The organism is Rhizobium sp. AC44/96 (genome assembly GCF_001692185.1).
Taxonomy (GTDB): Bacteria; Pseudomonadota; Alphaproteobacteria; order Rhizobiales; family Rhizobiaceae; genus Rhizobium.
Genome location: NZ_LXKO01000037.1, coordinates 257,813 through 275,834, shown reverse-complemented (window position 1 = coordinate 275,834; position 18,022 = coordinate 257,813). Strand labels below are relative to the sequence as shown.

The following is an 18,022-nucleotide window of genomic DNA, read 5'->3' as shown; positions in this document are numbered from 1 at the left end:
GAGAGGTGAGCAGATCGCGCATTTTGAAAATCGCTCAAGTGGTGCCGGGTGGTCCCCTCATCCGCCAGCCGGCACTGACCGGGGTCGAGCCGTCGGTCTCGACCCGTCCTTCGGCCCCCCGTTGGGGAGAGGATTTTTTTTGCGGGCCGCTCGCTCCAATCTTCCCTTCTCCCCGACGGGGAGAAGGTGGCCCGAAGGGTCGGATGAGGAGGCAGCGCACGCTGCGCCTGCGACTAACATTTCCCGCAAAGACACACTGCCATGCACCTCCTACTAGCCCAGCAGGGAACGATCAGCGACGGCGAGGAGGCGATCGATCTTGGCCAGTCTCCCGGCGACATCCTGTTCCTCTCCGCCGCCGACACCGAGCTTGCGGCAGTCGCCGCCGGGCATCGCCAGCGCGGCGAGGCACGGTCGCTGCGTATCGCCAGCCTCATGAGCCTCAAGCATCCGATGTCCGTCGATGCCTATATCGAGCGTACGGCGCGGCATGCAAAGCTGATCATCGTGAGAGCGCTGGGCGGCGCCAGCTATTTTCACTACGCGCTGGAGGCGCTGCATGCGGCGGCGGCGCGGCATGGGGCACTGATCGTAGTGCTGCCGGGCGATTCTAAGCCGGACGCGGGTTTGACGCCGTTTTCGAACGTGCCGCTTGAGGATCTGAATGCGCTCTGGGCCTATCTGATCGAGGGGGGTGATGCGAACACGCACGCGTTTCTCGATTATGCCGAGGCGATGCTGTCGGGGGGCGAGAAGCCGGAGGCGGCTGCGCCGTTGATGAAGGCCGGGATATGGTGGCCGGGGCGGGGTGTTGTTGGGGTTGAGGAGTGGCGGTTGTTGTCGGAGGGTGGGTTACCCCCCTCTGTCCTGCCGAACCGTAGGGGCGAGCCAACGGTCTCGCCCCGTTCTTCGGACCCCGCCACAGGTGGGGAGATCGACTCGTGGCGATCACCCACGCAGACAGCTGCCTTTGGAATGAGCAGGCCTGCCCAGCCAATCTCCCCACCTGTGGGGGAGATGCCCGGCAGGGCAGAAGGGGGCGCTGCGAACGCGACGCCAGCGGCTACATCCGCCCCCATCATCGCCATCTCCTTCTACCGTGCCCTCGTACAAAGCGGCGAAACCCGACCCGTCGAAGCGCTGATCGAGGCGTTGATCGCCGAGGGCATCCGGCCGCTGCCGATCTTCGCCTACAGCCTCAAGGATCCCGTCTCCAAGGGCATCCTCGAAAGTGTCTTCGCGGCCACCAGGCCCGATGTCGTCATCAACACGACAGGCTTCGCCGTCTCGGCGCCCGGTGCGGAGCGGCAGCCGACGGTGCTGGAAGCCAGCAACGCCGTCGTGCTGCAGGCGATCTTTTCTGCTTCCTCGAAGGACGCTTGGGAAAGCTCCTCGCAAGGCCTGTCGGCGCGCGATCTCGGCATGAACGTGGCATTGCCCGAGGTCGACGGCCGAGTTCTCTCTCGCGCCGTCTCGTTCAAGTCGGCGGCACGCTATGATGCGCTGGTCGAGGCCAATATCGTTGCCAGCGAGCCGGATGCGGGGCGCATGGCTTACACGGCGCGGCTCGCCGCCAACTGGGCGCGGTTGCGGCATGCGAAGCCGGCTGAGCGGCGCGTGGCGCTTGTGATGGCGAACTATCCGAACCGCGACGGCAGGCTCGGAAACGGTGTCGGGCTGGACACGCCGGCGGGCACGATTGAGGTGCTCCAGGCGATGCGCAGGGCGGATTATCCCGTCGGTGACATCCCTAAGGATGGCGATGCGCTGATGCGTCATATCATGGATGGGCCGACCAATTCCGGGCGTGACGGGAAGGTGATCCGCGAAACGCTTTCGGTGAGTCGTTACAGGGATTTCCTAGCAACTCTTCCGAAAAAGATTCAAGACGAGATCGGTGCGCGCTGGGGCGAGCCGGAGGCCGATCACTATTTCGTGGAAGGTGCTTTCGCGCTGCCTTTCACCCGTTTCGGCGATGTGCTTGTAGGCATCCAGCCGGCGCGTGGCTATAATATCGATCCGAAGGAAAGCTATCACTCGCCGGATCTGGTGCCGCCGCATGGCTATCTCGCCTTCTATGCGTTCCTGCGCCAGGAATTCGATGCGCATGCCGTGATCCACATGGGCAAGCACGGCAATCTCGAGTGGCTGCCGGGCAAGGCCTTGGCGCTATCTGAAAGCTGCTATCCCGAAGCGATCCTCGGGCCGCTGCCGCATCTCTATCCTTTCATCGTCAACGATCCCGGCGAGGGAACGCAGGCCAAGCGCCGCACCGCCGCCGTCATCATCGACCACCTGACGCCGCCTTTGACGCGGGCCGAGAGCTACGGGCCGCTGAAGGATCTCGAAGCGCTGGTCGACGAATATTATGAGGCGTCGGGTGGCGATCCGCGCCGTATCCGGTTGTTGGGCAAGCAGATCCTCGAACTGGTGGCCGATATCGGGCTCGATCAGGATGCAGGAATATCAAAGGGGGAGAGCGAGAGCGAGGCGCTGAAGAAGCTTGATGCCTATCTGTGCGATCTCAAGGAGATGCAGATACGGGATGGGCTGCATGTGTTTGGGGTGTCGCCTGAGGGGCGGTTGCTGACGGATCTGACGGTGGCGCTGGCGCGGGTGCCGCGCGGGCTGGGTCAGGGTGGCGACCGGAGCTTACAGCGGGCGATTGCTGGGGATGTTTTTGGCAGTGGTGGCGATGTTGTGGGGAGCTTGGCGGGTGGGGCGCCCCCCTCTGCCCTGCCGGACATCTCCCCCACAAGGGGGGAGATCGACTCGCGGCTTGCTCCCCAATCAAAGGGTGAGGTTCGAGCAAGCGGGCGCGCCCAGCCAATTTCCCCACCTGTGGGGGAGATGCCCGGCAGGGCAGAGGGGGGTATCCCACCCACCGGTGCGACCTTCGACCCCCTCGACTGCGACATGGCCGCCGAATGGGCCGGCCCACGCCCCGAGATCCTAGCGGACGTCTCGTCCGATCCATGGCGCACCCAGGGCGATACCGTCGAGCGCATCGAACAGCTGGCCGCCAAATTCGTGTCCGGCGAACTGACATGCCTACCTCTCTGGTCCCAAACCAGAGCCGTCCTCCACGAGATCGAAACCAGCCTGAAACCCGCCATCCTCGCCTGTGGTGACGCCGAGATCGAAGGCTTGCTTCGCGGCCTCGACGGCCGCTTCGTGCCACCGGGTCCCTCGGGCGCACCGACGCGCGGGCGGCCGGATGTTTTGCCGACGGGGCGGAATTTCTACTCCGTGGACAGCCGTGCGGTTCCGACGCCGGCGGCTTATGAGTTGGGCAAGAAATCGGCGGAGCTTCTGGTTCGCCGCTATGTGCAGGATCATGGCGAATGGCCGGTGTCCTTCGGGCTGACGGCCTGGGGTACGTCGAACATGCGCACTGGTGGCGACGATATCGCCCAGGCGCTGGCTCTGATCGGCGTCAAGCCGGTCTGGGACATGACATCGCGACGGGTCACCGGCTATGAGATCATTCCGCAGGCTCTGCTGAGACGGTCGCGTGTCGATGTGACGCTGCGTATTTCAGGCTTCTTCCGCGATGCTTTTCCCGAGCAGATCGCGCTGTTCGACAAGGCGATAAGGGCCGTCGGCGCGCTGGATGAGGATGAGCAAGACAATCCGATTGCGGCGCGAATGCGGGGCGAGGCGGCGCGGCTTGAAGAGGCCGGGCTCGATGAGGCGCAGGCGAAGAGGCGGGCGGGGTATCGGATTTTCGGGTCGAAGCCGGGCGCTTATGGTGCCGGGCTGCAGGCGCTGATCGACAAGAAGGGCTGGGAGCGGCGCGCCGATCTGGCGGAGGCCTATCTGGTCTGGGGCAGCTATGCCTATGGCGCCGGCGAGGAGGGTCGGGCTGAACGCGGCGTGTTCGAGGAGCGGCTGCGTTCCATCCAGGCTGTCGTGCAGAACCAGGACAATCGCGAGCACGACCTACTCGACAGCGACGACTACTACCAGTTCGAAGGCGGTATGGCGGCGGCGGCGGAAACGCTCGGCGGTATCAGGCCGTCGATCTATCACAATGATCACTCCATGCCGGAAAAGCCTGTCATCCGGTCGCTGGAAGAGGAGATCGCTCGCGTGGTGCGCGGCCGCGTCGTCAATCCGAAGTGGATCGATGGCGTCATGCGCCATGGCTACAAGGGCGCGTTCGAGATTGCTGCCACGGTCGATTATCTCTTCGCCTTCGCGGCGACAACGGGCGCTGTGGGCAACCATCATTTCGAGGCGGTCTATCAGGCCTTCGTCGTCGATCAGCGCGTGCGCGATTTCATGATCGAGAAGAACCCTGCCGCCTACGAGGAAATGAAGCAGAGGCTGCTGGAGGCGGTCGAGCGGCGGCTGTGGACGCCGCGCAGCAATTCGGCGCAGTTCGATCTCGCTGCCACAGACAACACACACGACAGATCAGGCGGTGGCGACACGGCTGACCGATTGAAGATTGCATCCGGGGAATACTGACATGACCGAGGAAACCACCGAGACCACGACGGAGGCCACCGGCCACGACGATGCCCGCCACAGCGAGAAGATGGCCAAGAAGAAGGCCGCGCGCGACAAGATCATGGCGACGAAGACGGACGAGAAGGGCCTGATCATCGTCCATACCGGCAAGGGCAAGGGCAAGTCTTCGTCTGCCTTCGGGATGATCTTCCGCCATATCGCGCATGGCAAGCCGTCCGCTGTCGTGCAGTTCATCAAGGGTGCGATGTGGACGGGCGAGCGCGACCTGATCGAGAAGCATTTCTCCGATGTCTGCCAGTTCCATACGATGGGCGAGGGCTTCACCTGGGAAACGCAGGACCGCGCCCGGGATGTCGCGGCCGCCGGTGCTGCCTGGGAGAAGGCGAAGGAGCTGATCCGCGACGAGCGCAATTCGATGGTGCTGCTCGACGAGATCAACATCGCGCTGCGCTACGATTACATCGATATCAACGAGGTCGTGGAGTTCCTGAAGGCGGAAAAGCCCTATATGACTCACGTCGTTCTCACCGGGCGCAATGCCAAGGATGAGCTGATCGAGATTGCCGATCTGGTGACGGAGATGGAACTGATCAAGCATCCGTTCCGGTCGGGCATCAAGGGGCAGGCGGGCGTGGAGTTCTGATGACGCAGAGTTGGGTTTTCTGGGCCGTCCTGTCGGCGGCCTTCGCGGCGCTGACGGCGATTTTCGCGAAGATCGGCGTGGCCGGCGTCAATTCCGATTTCGCCACGCTCATCCGCACCGTCGTCATTCTTGCCATCATCAGCGCCATCGTACTGGCGAGCGGGCAGTGGCAGCCGTTCTCCAGCATCTCGTCGAAGACCTGGCTTTTTCTCTGCCTATCAGGGGCTGCGACGGGCGCGTCGTGGCTCGCCTATTTCCGCGCCTTGAAAATCGGCGATGCCGCGCGCGTTGCCCCGATCGACAAGCTGTCGATCGTCCTCGTCGCCATCTTCGGCGTCGTCTTCCTCGGCGAAAAGCTCAACATGATGAACTGGCTCGGTGTCAGCCTGATTGCCGGAGGAGCGCTGCTTCTCGCGTTGTTCTGAGGCTCAGACGCCCAGCCAGACGCGCAGCGGGTTCAGCGGATCGGCCATCAGCTTGATCGCGAAAGCCACGCAAACAATGACAAGGAGCGGCTTGATCAGGCGGGCGCCGGTTCGCATGGCCAGCCGCGAGCCAAGCTGTGCGCCAAGAAACTGGCACACGCCCATGATGAGTCCGATCTTCCACAGCGTTGCGCCGAACGATACGAAGACGACAAGCGCGCCGATGTTGGAGCCGAAGTTCAGCATCTTCGTATGCGCCGTCGCCTTCAGCATGCCGAAGCCGGCTAGCGACACGAAGGAGAGCATGAAGAACGAGCCGGTGCCGGGGCCGAATACGCCGTCGTAGAAGCCAATCGCGGGAACGAGCGTGGCGCCGAAGACGAACGGGCTCATGCGGCGGTGCTTGTCAACGTCATTGAGGTTCGGCTTGAGGGCGAAGTAGAGCGCAATCGCGACCAGCAGCACCGGCATGATCGCGCGCAAAACATCTCCAGGAACGATCGTTGCTAGCGCAGCGCCAAGAGCTCCACCGGCTACGGCCATTAGGGCCATCGGCAGCTGCTCGCGCAATTTGACGTGGCCCTTGCGAGCATAGGCGACCGTGGCCGATGCCGAGCCGAATACGGCTTGTACCTTATTGGTGCCAAGCGTTTGCAGCGGCGGGATGCCGGCAATAAGCATGGCCGGAACGGTGATCAGGCCGCCGCCGCCGGCGATGGAATCGACAAAACCGGCGAGGAATCCGGCGGCGGCGAGGAGGAAAAGCAGATGGGGGGCAAGGTCTGACAAGGCGGGTACTCTGGGATGCGCGTTTGCGGCGCATGTTGCATTTCCCTTTCGGGGCTGCAATGGCTTGTGCGACACAGGAGCCAGCAATCGCATCGCCTATGAGTAAGATTGAATTCGACAACAGGCGCAGATACGCGGTCGGGATCGGTTGCGAACGGGCGGCATCAGTCGATGAGGTGCATGAGCTTGTCATGGCCGCGTTGGCAGTGGTCGGCGTTGGCGCCGAGGAACTGGCTGTGGTGGCCTCGATCGATACGCGCGCCGAGGAGCCTGCGATCCTGGCTGTGGCGGAACGGTTTTCGGTGCCGGTGCTGTTTTTCCAAGCGGAGGCGCTCGAAGCTGAGACGCCGCGGATCAAGAACCCCTCCGATATCGTCTTTGCCCGCGTCGGCTGCCATGGTGTTGCCGAATCGGCAGCACTTGCGGCGATTGGCCCGCTTGGCGAACTGCTGCTTCCGAAGACAAAATCCCGCCGAGCCACCGTCGCGATCGCGCAGATGCCGTTGCAGAAACAATAGCGGACGCTATGGTGGCGCCTTTCGCGGCGCCGTCCGGCTGCCTGCGGCAATAACGAAAAGGAACATTCATGCACAAGGTCATTTATGACACGGATCCGGGCGTCGACGATGCAATGGCACTTCTCTTCCTGCACCGGCACCCAGAGATCGATCTGATCGGCATAACGACCGTCTTCGGCAATGCCTCGATCGAGACGACCACGCGCAATGCGCTGTTCCTGAAGCGTGAATGGAATATTTCGGCACCTGTTGCCAAGGGTGCGAGCGTGACCATCAACCCGTCGCGCAAGGAAGGCGCCTGGCCAACCTTCGTGCATGGCGACGATGGTCTCGGCAATATCGACGTACCGGAAACGGTCGATGTGCCGCTCGATCCGCGCCCGGCCTACAAGTTCATCATCGAGACGGTTCGTGCGAACCCGGGTGAGGTGACGCTGGTTGCGGTCGGTCGCATGACCAATCTTGCCCTGGCTTTGAAGGAAGACCCCGAGATTGCCGGGCTCGTGAAGAGCGTGGTCATCATGGGCGGCAACTTCTATGTGCCGGGCAACGTCACGCCGGTGGCTGAAGCCAATATTCACGGCGATCCGGAAGCCGCCGATATCGTCATGACGGCGCCATGGAAAGTCGTCGTCATCGGTCTCGACGTGACCGCGATCACGACGATGAGCCGCGGATATCTTGGCGATATAGCAGCTAGGGGCGACAAGGCGGTGAAGCTGCTGAACGACCTGTCACAGTTCTATATCGATTTCTACAAGCATGCCGTTGACGATGGCATGATGGTTCATGACAGCTGCGCCTGCGTTTATGTCGTTGCCCCGGAACTGTTTACCTCGATCAGCGGCGCGGTTCGCGTGGTGTGCGGAGGCATTGCGGACGGCCAGACAATCGTAAAGCCGGACGGTCGTCACTTCCCACCGGGCGATTGGGATGGTTTGCCGAGCCAGATCGTCTGCACGGGTATCAGCTCGCAAAAGGTCATCGATCTCATCGGCGACACGCTGCTCAAGGCCTGATCGGCGCGACCACGGAAGATCGGCGCAAACGTATTGGCGAGTCTATCCAGTCGTTTGCGCCAAGATCTTCATGTCTTGATTCCGGTTGTTTCGATGTCGATTCGATGCGGCAGCGACAGATCGGATTCATCGCGTCTCGCAGCGTTGACCTAGCCACCCTCCGGGCATAGATCATCTCCATGATTGAAGCTGTGTTTTCCCATCTTCCGGCGCTTGAGCCGGGCAGTGTCTGGCTTGTCGGCGCTGGCCCGGGCGAGGCCGGCTTGCTGACGCTTCTCGCCGTGCGGGGGCTGATGGAAGCAGATGTCGTCGTTCACGACGCATTGGTGGATGCGGACTGTCTCAAGCTGGCGCGGGAAGGGGCCACGCTGGAATATGCGGGCAAGCGCGGGGGCAAGCCCTCCGCCAAGCAGCGCGATATTTCGCTCCGTCTCGTCGAACTCGCGCAGTCGGGAAAGCGTGTGCTGCGCCTCAAGGGGGGCGATCCCTTCGTGTTCGGCCGCGGCGGCGAGGAGGCGTTGACGCTTGTCGAGCACAATATCCCGTTTCGCATTGTTCCCGGGATAAGCGCCGGGATTGGTGGGCTGGCCTACGCAGGCATCCCCGTCACCCATCGGGACCTCAATCATGCCGTGACATTTCTGACTGGCCATAGCTCTTCCGGTCTGGTTCCCGATGCCATAAACTGGGACGCGATCGCCAAAGGGTCGCCCGTGATCGTCATGTATATGGCGATGAAGCATATCAGGGAGATCAGCGCGAAGCTGATTGCCGGCGGTCGGTCACCGTCCGAGCCGGTCGCCTTCGTCTGCAACGCGACGACGCGCGGTCAAAAGGTTCTGGAGACCACGCTCGGCGAGGCGCCGGTGGCGGCACTCGAGTCGGGCCTGGAACCTCCGGCGATCGTGGTTGTCGGCGAGGTGGTCCGGCTGAGGGAGTCTCTTGATTGGTTGGGCGCGCTCGCAGGGCGTCGCCTGCGTCCCGATCCATTTCGGCATTCGAGCAGCAAGGAGACAGCATGAGCGGTCTGTTGATTGCGGCCCCGTCCTCCGGATCAGGCAAGACGACGGTTACCCTTGGGCTTCTACGGGCGTTGCGACGGCGGGGCGTGGAGATCGCGCCGGGCAAAGCGGGGCCGGACTATATCGACCCTGCCTTTCATGCGGCGGCGAGCGGCGTCGCGTGCCTCAACTTCGATCCCTGGGCGATGCGTCCCGAACTGATCATGGCGAATGCGACGCTGCATCGCTCCGGCGACCGGTTGCTGGTGATCGAGGCCATGATGGGCCTTTTCGACGGCGCCGCCGATGGAAAGGGGACCGCCGCGGATCTTGCGGCGATGCTGGGCCTTTCGGTCATCCTCGTCGTCGATGCCTCGCATATGTCGCAGTCTGTCGCGGCGCTGGTGGCTGGATTTGCGGGCTTTCGGGCCGATGTGCGGATCGCCGGCGTCATTCTCAACAAGGTAGGCGGCGAACGTCATGAAATGATGCTTCGCCAGGCGCTGGATGCCATCCGGATGCCGATCATCGCCGTTGTCCGTCGCGACAACGAGATCGCTTTGCCCGAACGCCATCTCGGCCTCGTGCAGGCGGGCGAACATCAGACGCTGGAGAACTTCATCGAGCATGCGGCGGACGCGGTCTCTGAAGAGTGCAATTTCGAATTCCTGTTGCGGGTCGCGCGGCAAGGTCTCAACAGGCCGTCGACGGCCAATATCGCGAGGTTGCCTCCGCTCGGCAGTCGGATTGCTGTTGCTCGCGACATAGCCTTTGCCTTTTCCTACGAGCATATGCTGCTCGGTTGGCGCCGTCGCGGTGCCGATATCGTGTTCTTTTCGCCGTTGGCGGACGAGGCGCCCGACAGGACTGCGGATGCCATCTATCTCCCGGGTGGATATCCCGAGCTTCATGCCGGAAAGATTGCCGCGGCTCAGACGTTTCGTGCAGCGATGCGCCAGGCCGCGGAAAGCGGCGTGCGCATCTATGGCGAATGCGGTGGCTATATGGTTCTGGGTGATGGTCTGATCGACGGCGTCGGGGAAAGACATCCAATGCTTGGATTGCTGCCGCTGGTCACTAGCTATGAAGATCGCAAGCGTCATCTTGGTTATCGCCGCGTGTCGCCGCTGAACGGCTCCTTCTTCGAGAGGCCAATGACCGCGCATGAATTTCACTATTCGACCGTCGTTTCCGAAGACGATGCCGATCGGCTGTTTCAGGTGACGGATGCGCTGAATAACGATCTCGGTGCTGCCGGGATGCAGCGCGCCCAGGTGGCGGGATCCTACATGCATCTGATTGACCTCGCGGGGGACGTTGCGTGAATGCGCCGATAGTTCACGGCGGCGGCATCACCGCCGCAGCGGCGCTCTACGGCGGCCGCCCGCAGGATTGGCTGGACCTATCGACCGGCATAAGCCCTCATCCGGCCGCGTTGCCGGAAATTCCGGCGCGCGCATGGCATCGGCTTCCGGATGCGCATCTGGTCGATGAAGCCCGCAACGCTGCTCGCGACTATTATCGCAGTGGCGATATCCAGCCGCTTCCCGTTCCCGGCACACAGTCGGCGATCCAACTGTTGCCGCGCTTGCTGAACGGCGGGGTGCGCATTGCAATCCTTGGGCCGACCTATGGAGAGTACGAACGCGCTTTCAGGTCGGGTGGCTATCCTGTCGACATTCTCGAGGACATCGGCAGGAGTGACGATCGTCATGCCCTCGTGATCGTCGTCAATCCCAACAATCCGGATGGCCGGATCGTCCCTGCCGAAGCCCTGGTTGCGCTCAGCGAGCGCATGGCGGCGAGGGGCGGGATCCTCGTCGTCGATGAAGCCTTCGGCGACACCGTACCTGATATCAGCATCGTGCCGCAGGTGTCGCGTTTGCCGAACCTAATCGTCTTGCGCTCCTTCGGAAAATTCTTCGGCCTCGCCGGGCTGCGCCTGGGCTTTGTGGTGGCATCGCGCCGGATCCTCGATCAGCTCGAGAACTGGCTGGGGCCGTGGGCGGTCTCCGGCCCGGCGCTTACGATTGCGACGTCGCTGCTGCGCGCGGACACCGCGCCGATCCGCCGTGCGATCGAGAAAAGGGGTGCGGCGCTCCGCGCTGTCCTCGAAGCAAGCGATCTTCGTATCTGCGGCGGAACTGCCTTGTTTTCGCTGGTGGATCATGCCGAGGCCGATGCGCTGCATGCGCATCTGTGCCGACATCGAATTCTGGTCCGCAAGTTCGACTATGCGTCCCGATGGCTGCGGTTCGGGGTTGCTCCCGATGTTGCCAGCGACGGCCGGCTTGGCGCGGCCCTTCAGAGTTTCAACGGATGACGATCGAACTGAACTTTCTAGTGCTGGCGCTTGCCCTTCTGCTCGATCGGATCGTCGGGGATCCGCAGCTTCTATGGGCCCGCCTGCCGCATCCTGTCGTGCTTTTCGGTCGAGCGATCTCCGCCTTGGATGCGCTGTTCAACCGCCCCGATCTGATGAAGCACAAGCGCCGCAGAAACGGTGCGTGGGCGATCGCCGCTCTCCTTGCCGTCAGCGTGGTCGCCGGCTTGATACTACACTGGTTCTTTGCCTTGTTCGGCCTTGGCGGTATTCTCCTCGAAGTCGTCTGCGTGACGATTTTCCTGGCGCAGAAGAGCTTGGCGGATCATGTGGAAGCGGTCGCCGGCGGACTGAAGACCGGCGGCATTCGCGGTGGCCGGGCCGCGGTCTCCATGATCGTCGGGCGTGACCCCGAAACGCTGGACGAACCGGCCGTCTGCCGTGCCGCGATCGAAAGTCTTGCGGAGAACTTCTCGGATGGCGTCGTGGCGCCGGCACTATGGTATGCCATCTTCGGACTGCCGGGACTGCTGGCCTACAAGATGCTGAACACGGCCGACTCGATGATCGGTCATAAGTCCGAGAAATATGTCGACTTCGGATGGGCTTCGGCCCGCCTGGACGACCTCGCCAACTGGCCCGCCGCACGATTGTCGATCGCGCTGATTGCGGCCGGCGCCTGGTTGCGACGCGGGAGCGCTGCCTGCCGCGAGGCATTTCGCATAGCCATTCGCGATGGGGGGCTGCATCGCTCACCCAATTCAGGGCGGCCGGAGGCGGCGATGGCAGGCGCGCTGAATGTGCAATTGGCCGGCCCACGCGTCTATGCCGGCGTTGTCGTCATGGAGCCGATGATCAATGGTTCCGGACGCGAGACGGCGACGGCGGAAGATATAGAAGACGCGGTGGCTGTCTTCTATGCGAGTTGCTCTGTCCTGACGGGCTTGGTGCTCGCTCTCTTCGTTTTTCTGCTTTAGGCGCTTTCACGAGGACTTCGCGAATAATCGAAACCTCCTCACGAATTGGCTCCACGGCAATCCGGCTAAGTGGATCGTCCTCTGCAACGCTTGGTGTCCATGCTGTTTCAGCAACACTGATGTGGCAAATTATGCCTCCAAAGAGACGAAGGCATTGGCTTTTGAAATGGATTTGCCTATGAGGGGGATCAAATATCATCTCAAGAGGTACAGGCGTGACCGCTACATTCGATAAAGTTGCCGACATCATTGCAGAGACGAGCGAGATTGATCGCGACACAATCACGCCGGAAAGCCATACGATCGACGACCTCGGTATCGACAGCCTCGACTTCCTCGATATCGTCTTCGCGATCGATAAGGAATTCGGCATCAAGATCCCGCTCGAAAAGTGGACGCAGGAAGTCAATGAAGGCAAGGTTTCCACGGAAGAATATTTCGTGCTGAAGAACCTCTGTGCCAAGATTGACGAACTGCGCGCCGCCAAGGCCTGATCGGTATAGCCATCTTTTTCTCCGCCCTGCTGCCATTACCCATGGCGGCCGGGCGGTTTTGTTCCTAAGTAGGCCTAGCCGACTGGCATTCTGCCTATCCGGCCGGAGGATCCGATGCTCCTGGAATACTTCCAGATGATTGACCGCATCGAGGCGGTCGACCTTCAGAAAGGAACGCTCAAGGCGCGTTCCGTCGTGCCGGCGAAGAGCCCGGTATTTGAAGGTCACTTTCCCGGTATGCCGCTGGTTCCCGGCGTGCTCCTGATCGAAACCATGGCCCAGGCATCAGGCATGCTGGTGCTCGCGGCAACGAATTTCGCCGCGATGCCGTTCCTGATGGCGGTCGATGGCGCCAAGATGCGCACGTTTGTCGAACCCGAGGCGGTTCTCGATATCGAGGCGTTTCTGGAGCACGACGGCTCGGGATTTGCCGTTACCAAGGCCAAGATCACCAGCGATGGCAAGAAGGTCTGCGATGCGCAATTGAAACTGCGCACCATGCCGTTCAGCGAAGTGCCGCTGGGAGATATCGTGAAGAAGCGCGCCGGTGAGGTAGGGCTGATGGATGCGATCGCTGCGCAAGGAGTGAATGGATGAGCAAGGCTCAGAATGATGTCGTGATCACCGGCATCGGCATCGTAACGTGCCAGGGTGTCGGCAAGGAGCCGCATATTGCGCTGCTCAACGCTGCCGAGGCGCCTGCGCCAATCGTCGAAACAGAGAAATTCAAGCCGTATCCGGTACATCCGCTGCCGGAGGTCGACTGGTCGCTGCAGATCGCCAAGCGCGGTGACCAGCGTCAGATGGAAAACTGGCAGCGCATCGGTGTCTTTGCGGCCGGTCTGGCGCTTGATGACGCGGGTCTCAAGGACGACGCGGACGCTTGCGGGACGATGGACATGATCGTGGCCGCCGGCGGTGGGGAGCGCGACATCAACGTCGATACCCTGATCGTCGACGAGGGTTTGAAGCGCAACGATCGTGAAGTCCTGCTGAACGAAAAGCTGACGACCGAACTGCGCCCGACCCTGTTCCTGGCGCAGCTTTCGAACCTGCTTGCCGGCAACATTTCCATTGTCCACAAGGTGACCGGTTCTTCCCGCACCTTCATGGGCGAAGAGGCGGCCGGCATTTCCGCCGTCGAGACTGCTTTCTACCGTATCAAGTCCGGCGAATCCTCGCATGCGCTGGTCGGTGGCGCCTTTTCGGCGGAGCGACTCGACATGGTGCTGCTATTCGAGGCGATCAATGCGCATTCGCGTGGCGAATGGCAGCCGCTCTGGTCGCGTGACGAGGGTGGTATCGTTTCCGGTTCGCTGGGCGCTTTCCTCGTACTGGAATCGCGCGCACATGCCGAGGCACGTGGCGCGCACGTTTATGCAACGGTCTCCTCGATCGAAGGCGATCGCGGCAACCGCAATGCCGGCAACTTTGAGAAGCGGCTGGAGCGCCTTCTTCAGCCCGCCGACGGACTGGCGCCTGCGAGCATGGCGATCTTCTCCGGCTCGACCGGCATGCCGGATCTGGCGCAACGCGAGAAAGCCGTGCTGGAACGTCAGTTTCCCGGCGCTGCCGTTCGTGGCTTCGGCGGCGTAACCGGACATGGGCTCGAAGCGCATTTCACGCTCGGCCTGGCGCTGGCGGCTCTTGCCGTCGATAGCAAGGCCAAGGTTCCGCCTTTCGATGCGGCTCATGAAAAGGCTATGACATCAGGTACAACGGCGGCGATCGTGACCACGGTCGGCCACCAGCGCGGCGAGGGCGTCGCGGTTCTGTCCGCGGAAGCGTGAGGATTAGGCAAATGACGGATTCGGCTTACAAGGATCATCTCGGCCGCCCCATCGTCGCAGTGACGGGTGTCGGCATCATCACCTCGCTCGGCCAGGGGCTGAAGGACAACTGGGCGGCGCTGACGTCAGGCAAGTCGGGGATCCACGAGATCAACCGTTTTCCGACGGACGGTCTGTCGACGCGGATCGCCGGCACGGTCGATTTCATCGATATTCCAACGCCCAACGCCGTCGAACGGTCCTATGCGTTTGCGCGCGAAACCACGATCGAAGCGCTTGCTGACGCCGATATTTCCGGCGATTTCAACGGCCCGCTGTTCCTGGCGGCCCCGCCGATCGAGCCGGAATGGAGCGCACGCTTCGAACTCGCGGATCGTTCGCCGCCGGCTGACCATCCCGGCGACGCCTATGAGCGTTTCCTTGCCGCCATGCGCCAGCGTCCGGACGCGGTGTTCCACGAAGCGGCTCTGTTCGGTGCGATTTCCGAGCGCCTTGCGGATCGTTTCGGAACGCGTGGTTTGCCGGTGACGCTGTCGACGGCCTGTGCGTCGGGTGCAACGGCGATCCAGCTCGGTATCGAGGCTATTCGCCAGGGGCGCGCCAACCGCGCGCTGGCAGTTGCCACGGATGGATCGGTTGGCGCCGAAGCGCTGATCCGCTTCTCCCTGCTTTCCGCACTGTCGACGCAGAACGATCCGCCGACCAAGGCATCGAAGCCTTTCAGCAAGGATCGCGACGGCTTCGTCATCGCCGAAGGTGCTGCAACCCTCGTGCTGGAATCTCTGGAATCCGCGATCGCTCGTGGCGCCAAGGTGCTCGGTATCATGAAGGGTGCCGGCGAAAAGGCCGACTCCTTCCACCGCACGCGTTCGTCGCCGGATGGTGGTCCTGCGATCGCAACGATCCGCGCGGCTCTGGCGGATGCCGGCATGGATGAGAGCGGTATCGGCTACATCAATGCCCACGGCACCTCGACGCCTGAAAACGACAAGATGGAATATAGCTCCATGCTGTCGGTATTCGGTGACCGGCTGGCCTCCATCCCGTTGTCGTCGAACAAGTCGATGATCGGCCACACCTTGACGGCAGCCGGTGCGGTCGAGGCGGTGTTCTCGCTGCAGACGATGCTGACCGGCACGCTGCCGCCGACGATCAACTACAACAACCCGGACCCGACAATCGTTCTTGATGTCGTGCCGAACAAGAAGCGCGATGGACGGGTTGATGCCGTTCTTTCGAACTCCTTTGGCTTCGGCGGCCAGAACGCCAGTCTTGTCATGGCGGTGGAACCGGCTTAATCGGTTCCGACAAATATTCGAGACGATAACCCGATTGCTGCGTCCGCACCCCGACAGGGTGTGCAGGACGCGGTGACATTCATAAACTGCGCATAGGCCATGACGCCGGTGCGCCCGCGAAGGATTTTGCCATGCGCGCTTTGCAACTGATTGATGATCGCAAGCTGGAAATCACCGATCTGCCGGAACCGGAAGCACCGGGCGCCGGCGAGGTGACGTTGCGGGTCAAGGCGGTCGCGCTGAACCACATCGACGTTTGGGGCTGGCGCGGCATGGCCTTTGCCAAGCGCAAGATGCCTTTGGTGATCGGCGCTGAAGCATCGGGCGTGGTCGAGTCCATCGGACCGGGCGTTGCCAATGTGCTGCCGGGCCAGCTCGTTTCGATCTACGGCGCACGCACCTGCGGTCTCTGCCGCCCCTGCCGCGAAGGTCGCGATAATCTTTGCGAACATGTTGGCGGTGTTCATGGCTTCCATCTGGATGGCTTTGCGCAGGAGAAGGTCAATCTGCCGGCCCGCCTGCTGGTACCGGCGCCTCCCGGTGTCGATGCGGTTGCCGCGGCCGTGGCACCCGTGACCTTCGGCACGGTCGAGCACATGCTGTTCGACAATGCCAAGCTCGATCCGGGCGAGACCATTCTCATTCATGCCGGCGGCTCCGGCATCGGTTCGGCGGCAATCCAGCTTGCCAAGAAGATCGGCTGCACCGTTATCACGACGGTCGGTTCCGACGACAAGATCGAGAAAGCCAAGGCGCTTGGCGCCGATCACGTCATAAACTACGGCACCGACCGCTTCGAAGGCGTCGTGCGCAAGCTGACCAAGAAGAAGGGCGTCGACGTCGTTTTCGAGCACGTCGGCAAGGATACCTGGGCGGCATCGATGTTCTGCCTGAAGCGTGGCGGCCGGCTTGTGACCTGTGGTTCAACGTCCGGCGTGTCGACTGAGATAAACCTGATGATGCTGTTCCAGCAGCAGCTGAAGCTGCTTGGCTCGTTCGGCTGCCGCATGGAGAACATGGCGGATGCCATGCAGAAGATGGCGCGTGGTCTTGTCCATCCGGTGATCGACACGGAAGTCGGCTTCAACGAGATTGACAAGGCTCTGGAGCGGATGGAATCGCGCCAGATCTTCGGCAAGATCATCCTGAAGATGGATTGAGCCGTTGAAGCTCTTCATTACCCGGATCGTCCTCAACCTTGAGCATTTCCGCCAGTGGCTGATTGCACAGGGGATGTTCGGCTTTCTGAGCTTCCTCAAGCTCTTTCCCGCCGATGGTTCGATCCGTTTCATTGATTGGCTGATGCGCAAGATCGGTCCCCGCTTTGCGCGTCACAAGCTGATGCTGGTGAACCTTCGAAACGCTTTCCCGGAGAAGACCGACAAGGAAATCGAGGACATCGCCGTAGCGAGCTGGGGCCATATGGGCCGGCTTGCAGCGGAGTATGTTTTCCTTGACCGTTTGTTCGACTTCGATCCAGCGCAGACAGAGCCGGGCAGGGTGGAAGTGTCGGGCATCCCGATCTTCATGGACCTGCTCGAAAATCGGCGCCCCTTTATCGTTTTTACCGGCCATACCGGCAACTTCGAGCTTCTGCCGGTGGCTGGCGCTGCCTTTGGCCTGTTTGTGACGGTGCTCTTTCGCCCGCCGAACAATCCTTACGTAGCGAAGAAAGTCTTCGATTTCCGTAGCGCGCGGATGGGCAAGCTGGTGCCGTCGCATGCCGGCTCCTCCTTCGCGCTGGCCCGCCAGCTAGAAGCCGGGCAGGGCGTCGGCGTGCTGGTCGACCAGAAGTTCGGCAAAGGATTGAGAACGAAGTTCTTCGGCAGGCCGGTCAAAACCAATCCGCTTCTTGGCAAGCTGGTGCGCCAGTTCAATTGCGACGTCTATCCGGCCCGCTGCATTCGTTTGCCTGGAAACCGCTATCGTCTCGAGATCGAGCCAAAGCTCGAAATGCCACGCCTCGAAAACGGCAACCTGGATCTGACAGCAACCGCCCAGCTATTGAACGACAAGGTTGAGAGTTGGGTGCGAGAGTATCCAGAACAATGGCTCTGGTATCATGACCGCTGGAAGATCAAGAAGCAGGTCTTGAAGTAAGTCTGACGCTTACATCTTGTCATTGAAAAATTCCGGTGCGTTCTTCATTGAATATGAAGGTGCATCATGTTAGCCCTTTCCATCAAGGCGAGTGCACGCGGTTTCGCTTTGTTGCGCGGCCTCGGCTGAACTCGAAAGCATTTCCTGTCGGAAGTGGCATTGGGGGCAT

Annotated in this window: 16 protein-coding genes; 15 read left to right on the top strand and 1 reads right to left on the bottom strand. The window is 61.8% G+C overall.

Annotation, left to right across the window (positions count from 1 at the left end; all coding sequences use genetic code 11):
* Positions 1–261 precede the first annotated feature (261 nt).
* The 3 genes from cobN to A6U87_RS25095 are packed head-to-tail and all read left to right on the top strand — an operon-like array spanning position 262 to position 5,544.
* Positions 262–4,473 (top strand): cobaltochelatase subunit CobN, encoded by a 4,212-nt coding sequence (cobN, locus tag A6U87_RS25105; protein ID WP_065694034.1) that lies wholly within the window; start codon positions 262–264, stop codon positions 4,471–4,473.
* Position 4,474: 1 nt separating this feature from the next.
* A complete protein-coding gene (cobO, locus tag A6U87_RS25100; protein ID WP_065694033.1) occupies positions 4,475–5,119 on the top strand; it encodes a cob(I)yrinic acid a,c-diamide adenosyltransferase in 645 nt (214 codons plus the stop codon).
* The gene (locus A6U87_RS25095; protein WP_065694032.1) at positions 5,119–5,544 is read left to right on the top strand and encodes an EamA family transporter; all 426 of its coding nucleotides are present in this window, start codon (positions 5,119–5,121) and stop codon (positions 5,542–5,544) included. The genes cobO and A6U87_RS25095 overlap by 1 nt, the downstream gene beginning before the upstream one ends.
* A gap of 3 nt (positions 5,545–5,547) precedes the next feature.
* On the opposite strand, the gene A6U87_RS25090 is transcribed toward A6U87_RS25095, so the two are convergent.
* On the bottom strand, positions 5,548–6,333 hold the full coding sequence (locus A6U87_RS25090; protein ID WP_065694031.1) for a TSUP family transporter: 786 nt from the start codon (positions 6,331–6,333) through the stop codon (positions 5,548–5,550).
* 98 nt (positions 6,334–6,431) lie between these two features.
* Here A6U87_RS25090 and A6U87_RS25085 point away from each other — a divergent pair, with 98 nt between their 5' ends.
* From A6U87_RS25085 to A6U87_RS25030, 12 genes are all read left to right on the top strand, one after another.
* Positions 6,432–6,851 (top strand): cobalamin biosynthesis protein, encoded by a 420-nt coding sequence (locus tag A6U87_RS25085; protein ID WP_065694030.1) that lies wholly within the window; start codon positions 6,432–6,434, stop codon positions 6,849–6,851.
* Between the two features lie 68 nt (positions 6,852–6,919).
* Positions 6,920–7,870 (top strand): nucleoside hydrolase, encoded by a 951-nt coding sequence (locus tag A6U87_RS25080; protein WP_065694029.1) that lies wholly within the window; start codon positions 6,920–6,922, stop codon positions 7,868–7,870.
* 179 nt (positions 7,871–8,049) lie between these two features.
* A complete protein-coding gene (cobA, locus tag A6U87_RS25075; RefSeq protein WP_065694028.1) occupies positions 8,050–8,892 on the top strand; it encodes a uroporphyrinogen-III C-methyltransferase in 843 nt (280 codons plus the stop codon).
* Positions 8,889–10,196 carry a cobyrinate a,c-diamide synthase gene (locus A6U87_RS25070; protein WP_065694027.1) on the top strand — a complete coding sequence of 436 codons (1,308 nt, stop codon included), beginning with the start codon at positions 8,889–8,891 and terminating at the stop codon, positions 10,194–10,196. Before cobA ends, A6U87_RS25070 begins: the two co-directional genes overlap by 4 nt.
* On the top strand, positions 10,193–11,194 hold the full coding sequence (gene cobD, locus A6U87_RS25065) for a threonine-phosphate decarboxylase CobD (protein ID WP_065694026.1): 1,002 nt from the start codon (positions 10,193–10,195) through the stop codon (positions 11,192–11,194). Before A6U87_RS25070 ends, cobD begins: the two co-directional genes overlap by 4 nt.
* Complete coding sequence (gene cbiB, locus A6U87_RS25060; protein ID WP_065694025.1) at positions 11,191–12,171, top strand: adenosylcobinamide-phosphate synthase CbiB; 981 nt, start codon at positions 11,191–11,193, stop codon at positions 12,169–12,171. The genes cobD and cbiB overlap by 4 nt, the downstream gene beginning before the upstream one ends.
* A gap of 215 nt (positions 12,172–12,386) precedes the next feature.
* Entirely contained in the window at positions 12,387–12,665 is a 279-nt protein-coding gene (locus tag A6U87_RS25055; protein ID WP_037061102.1) for an acyl carrier protein, read from the top strand.
* A 114-nt stretch (positions 12,666–12,779) separates the two neighbouring features.
* Positions 12,780–13,262, top strand: a complete 483-nt coding sequence (locus tag A6U87_RS25050) for a 3-hydroxyacyl-ACP dehydratase FabZ family protein (protein ID WP_065694024.1) — start codon at positions 12,780–12,782, stop codon at positions 13,260–13,262.
* On the top strand, positions 13,259–14,455 hold the full coding sequence (locus A6U87_RS25045; RefSeq protein ID WP_065694023.1) for a beta-ketoacyl-ACP synthase: 1,197 nt from the start codon (positions 13,259–13,261) through the stop codon (positions 14,453–14,455). Before A6U87_RS25050 ends, A6U87_RS25045 begins: the two co-directional genes overlap by 4 nt.
* An 11-nt stretch (positions 14,456–14,466) precedes the next feature.
* Positions 14,467–15,753 carry a beta-ketoacyl-ACP synthase gene (locus A6U87_RS25040; RefSeq protein WP_065694022.1) on the top strand — a complete coding sequence of 429 codons (1,287 nt, stop codon included), beginning with the start codon at positions 14,467–14,469 and terminating at the stop codon, positions 15,751–15,753.
* Positions 15,754–15,884: 131 nt separating this feature from the next.
* Complete coding sequence (locus A6U87_RS25035) at positions 15,885–16,913, top strand: zinc-binding dehydrogenase (RefSeq protein ID WP_065694021.1); 1,029 nt, start codon at positions 15,885–15,887, stop codon at positions 16,911–16,913.
* A 4-nt stretch (positions 16,914–16,917) separates the two neighbouring features.
* A complete protein-coding gene (locus A6U87_RS25030) occupies positions 16,918–17,853 on the top strand; it encodes a lipid A biosynthesis lauroyl acyltransferase (RefSeq protein ID WP_065694020.1) in 936 nt (311 codons plus the stop codon).
* Positions 17,854–18,022: the final 169 nt, after the last annotated feature.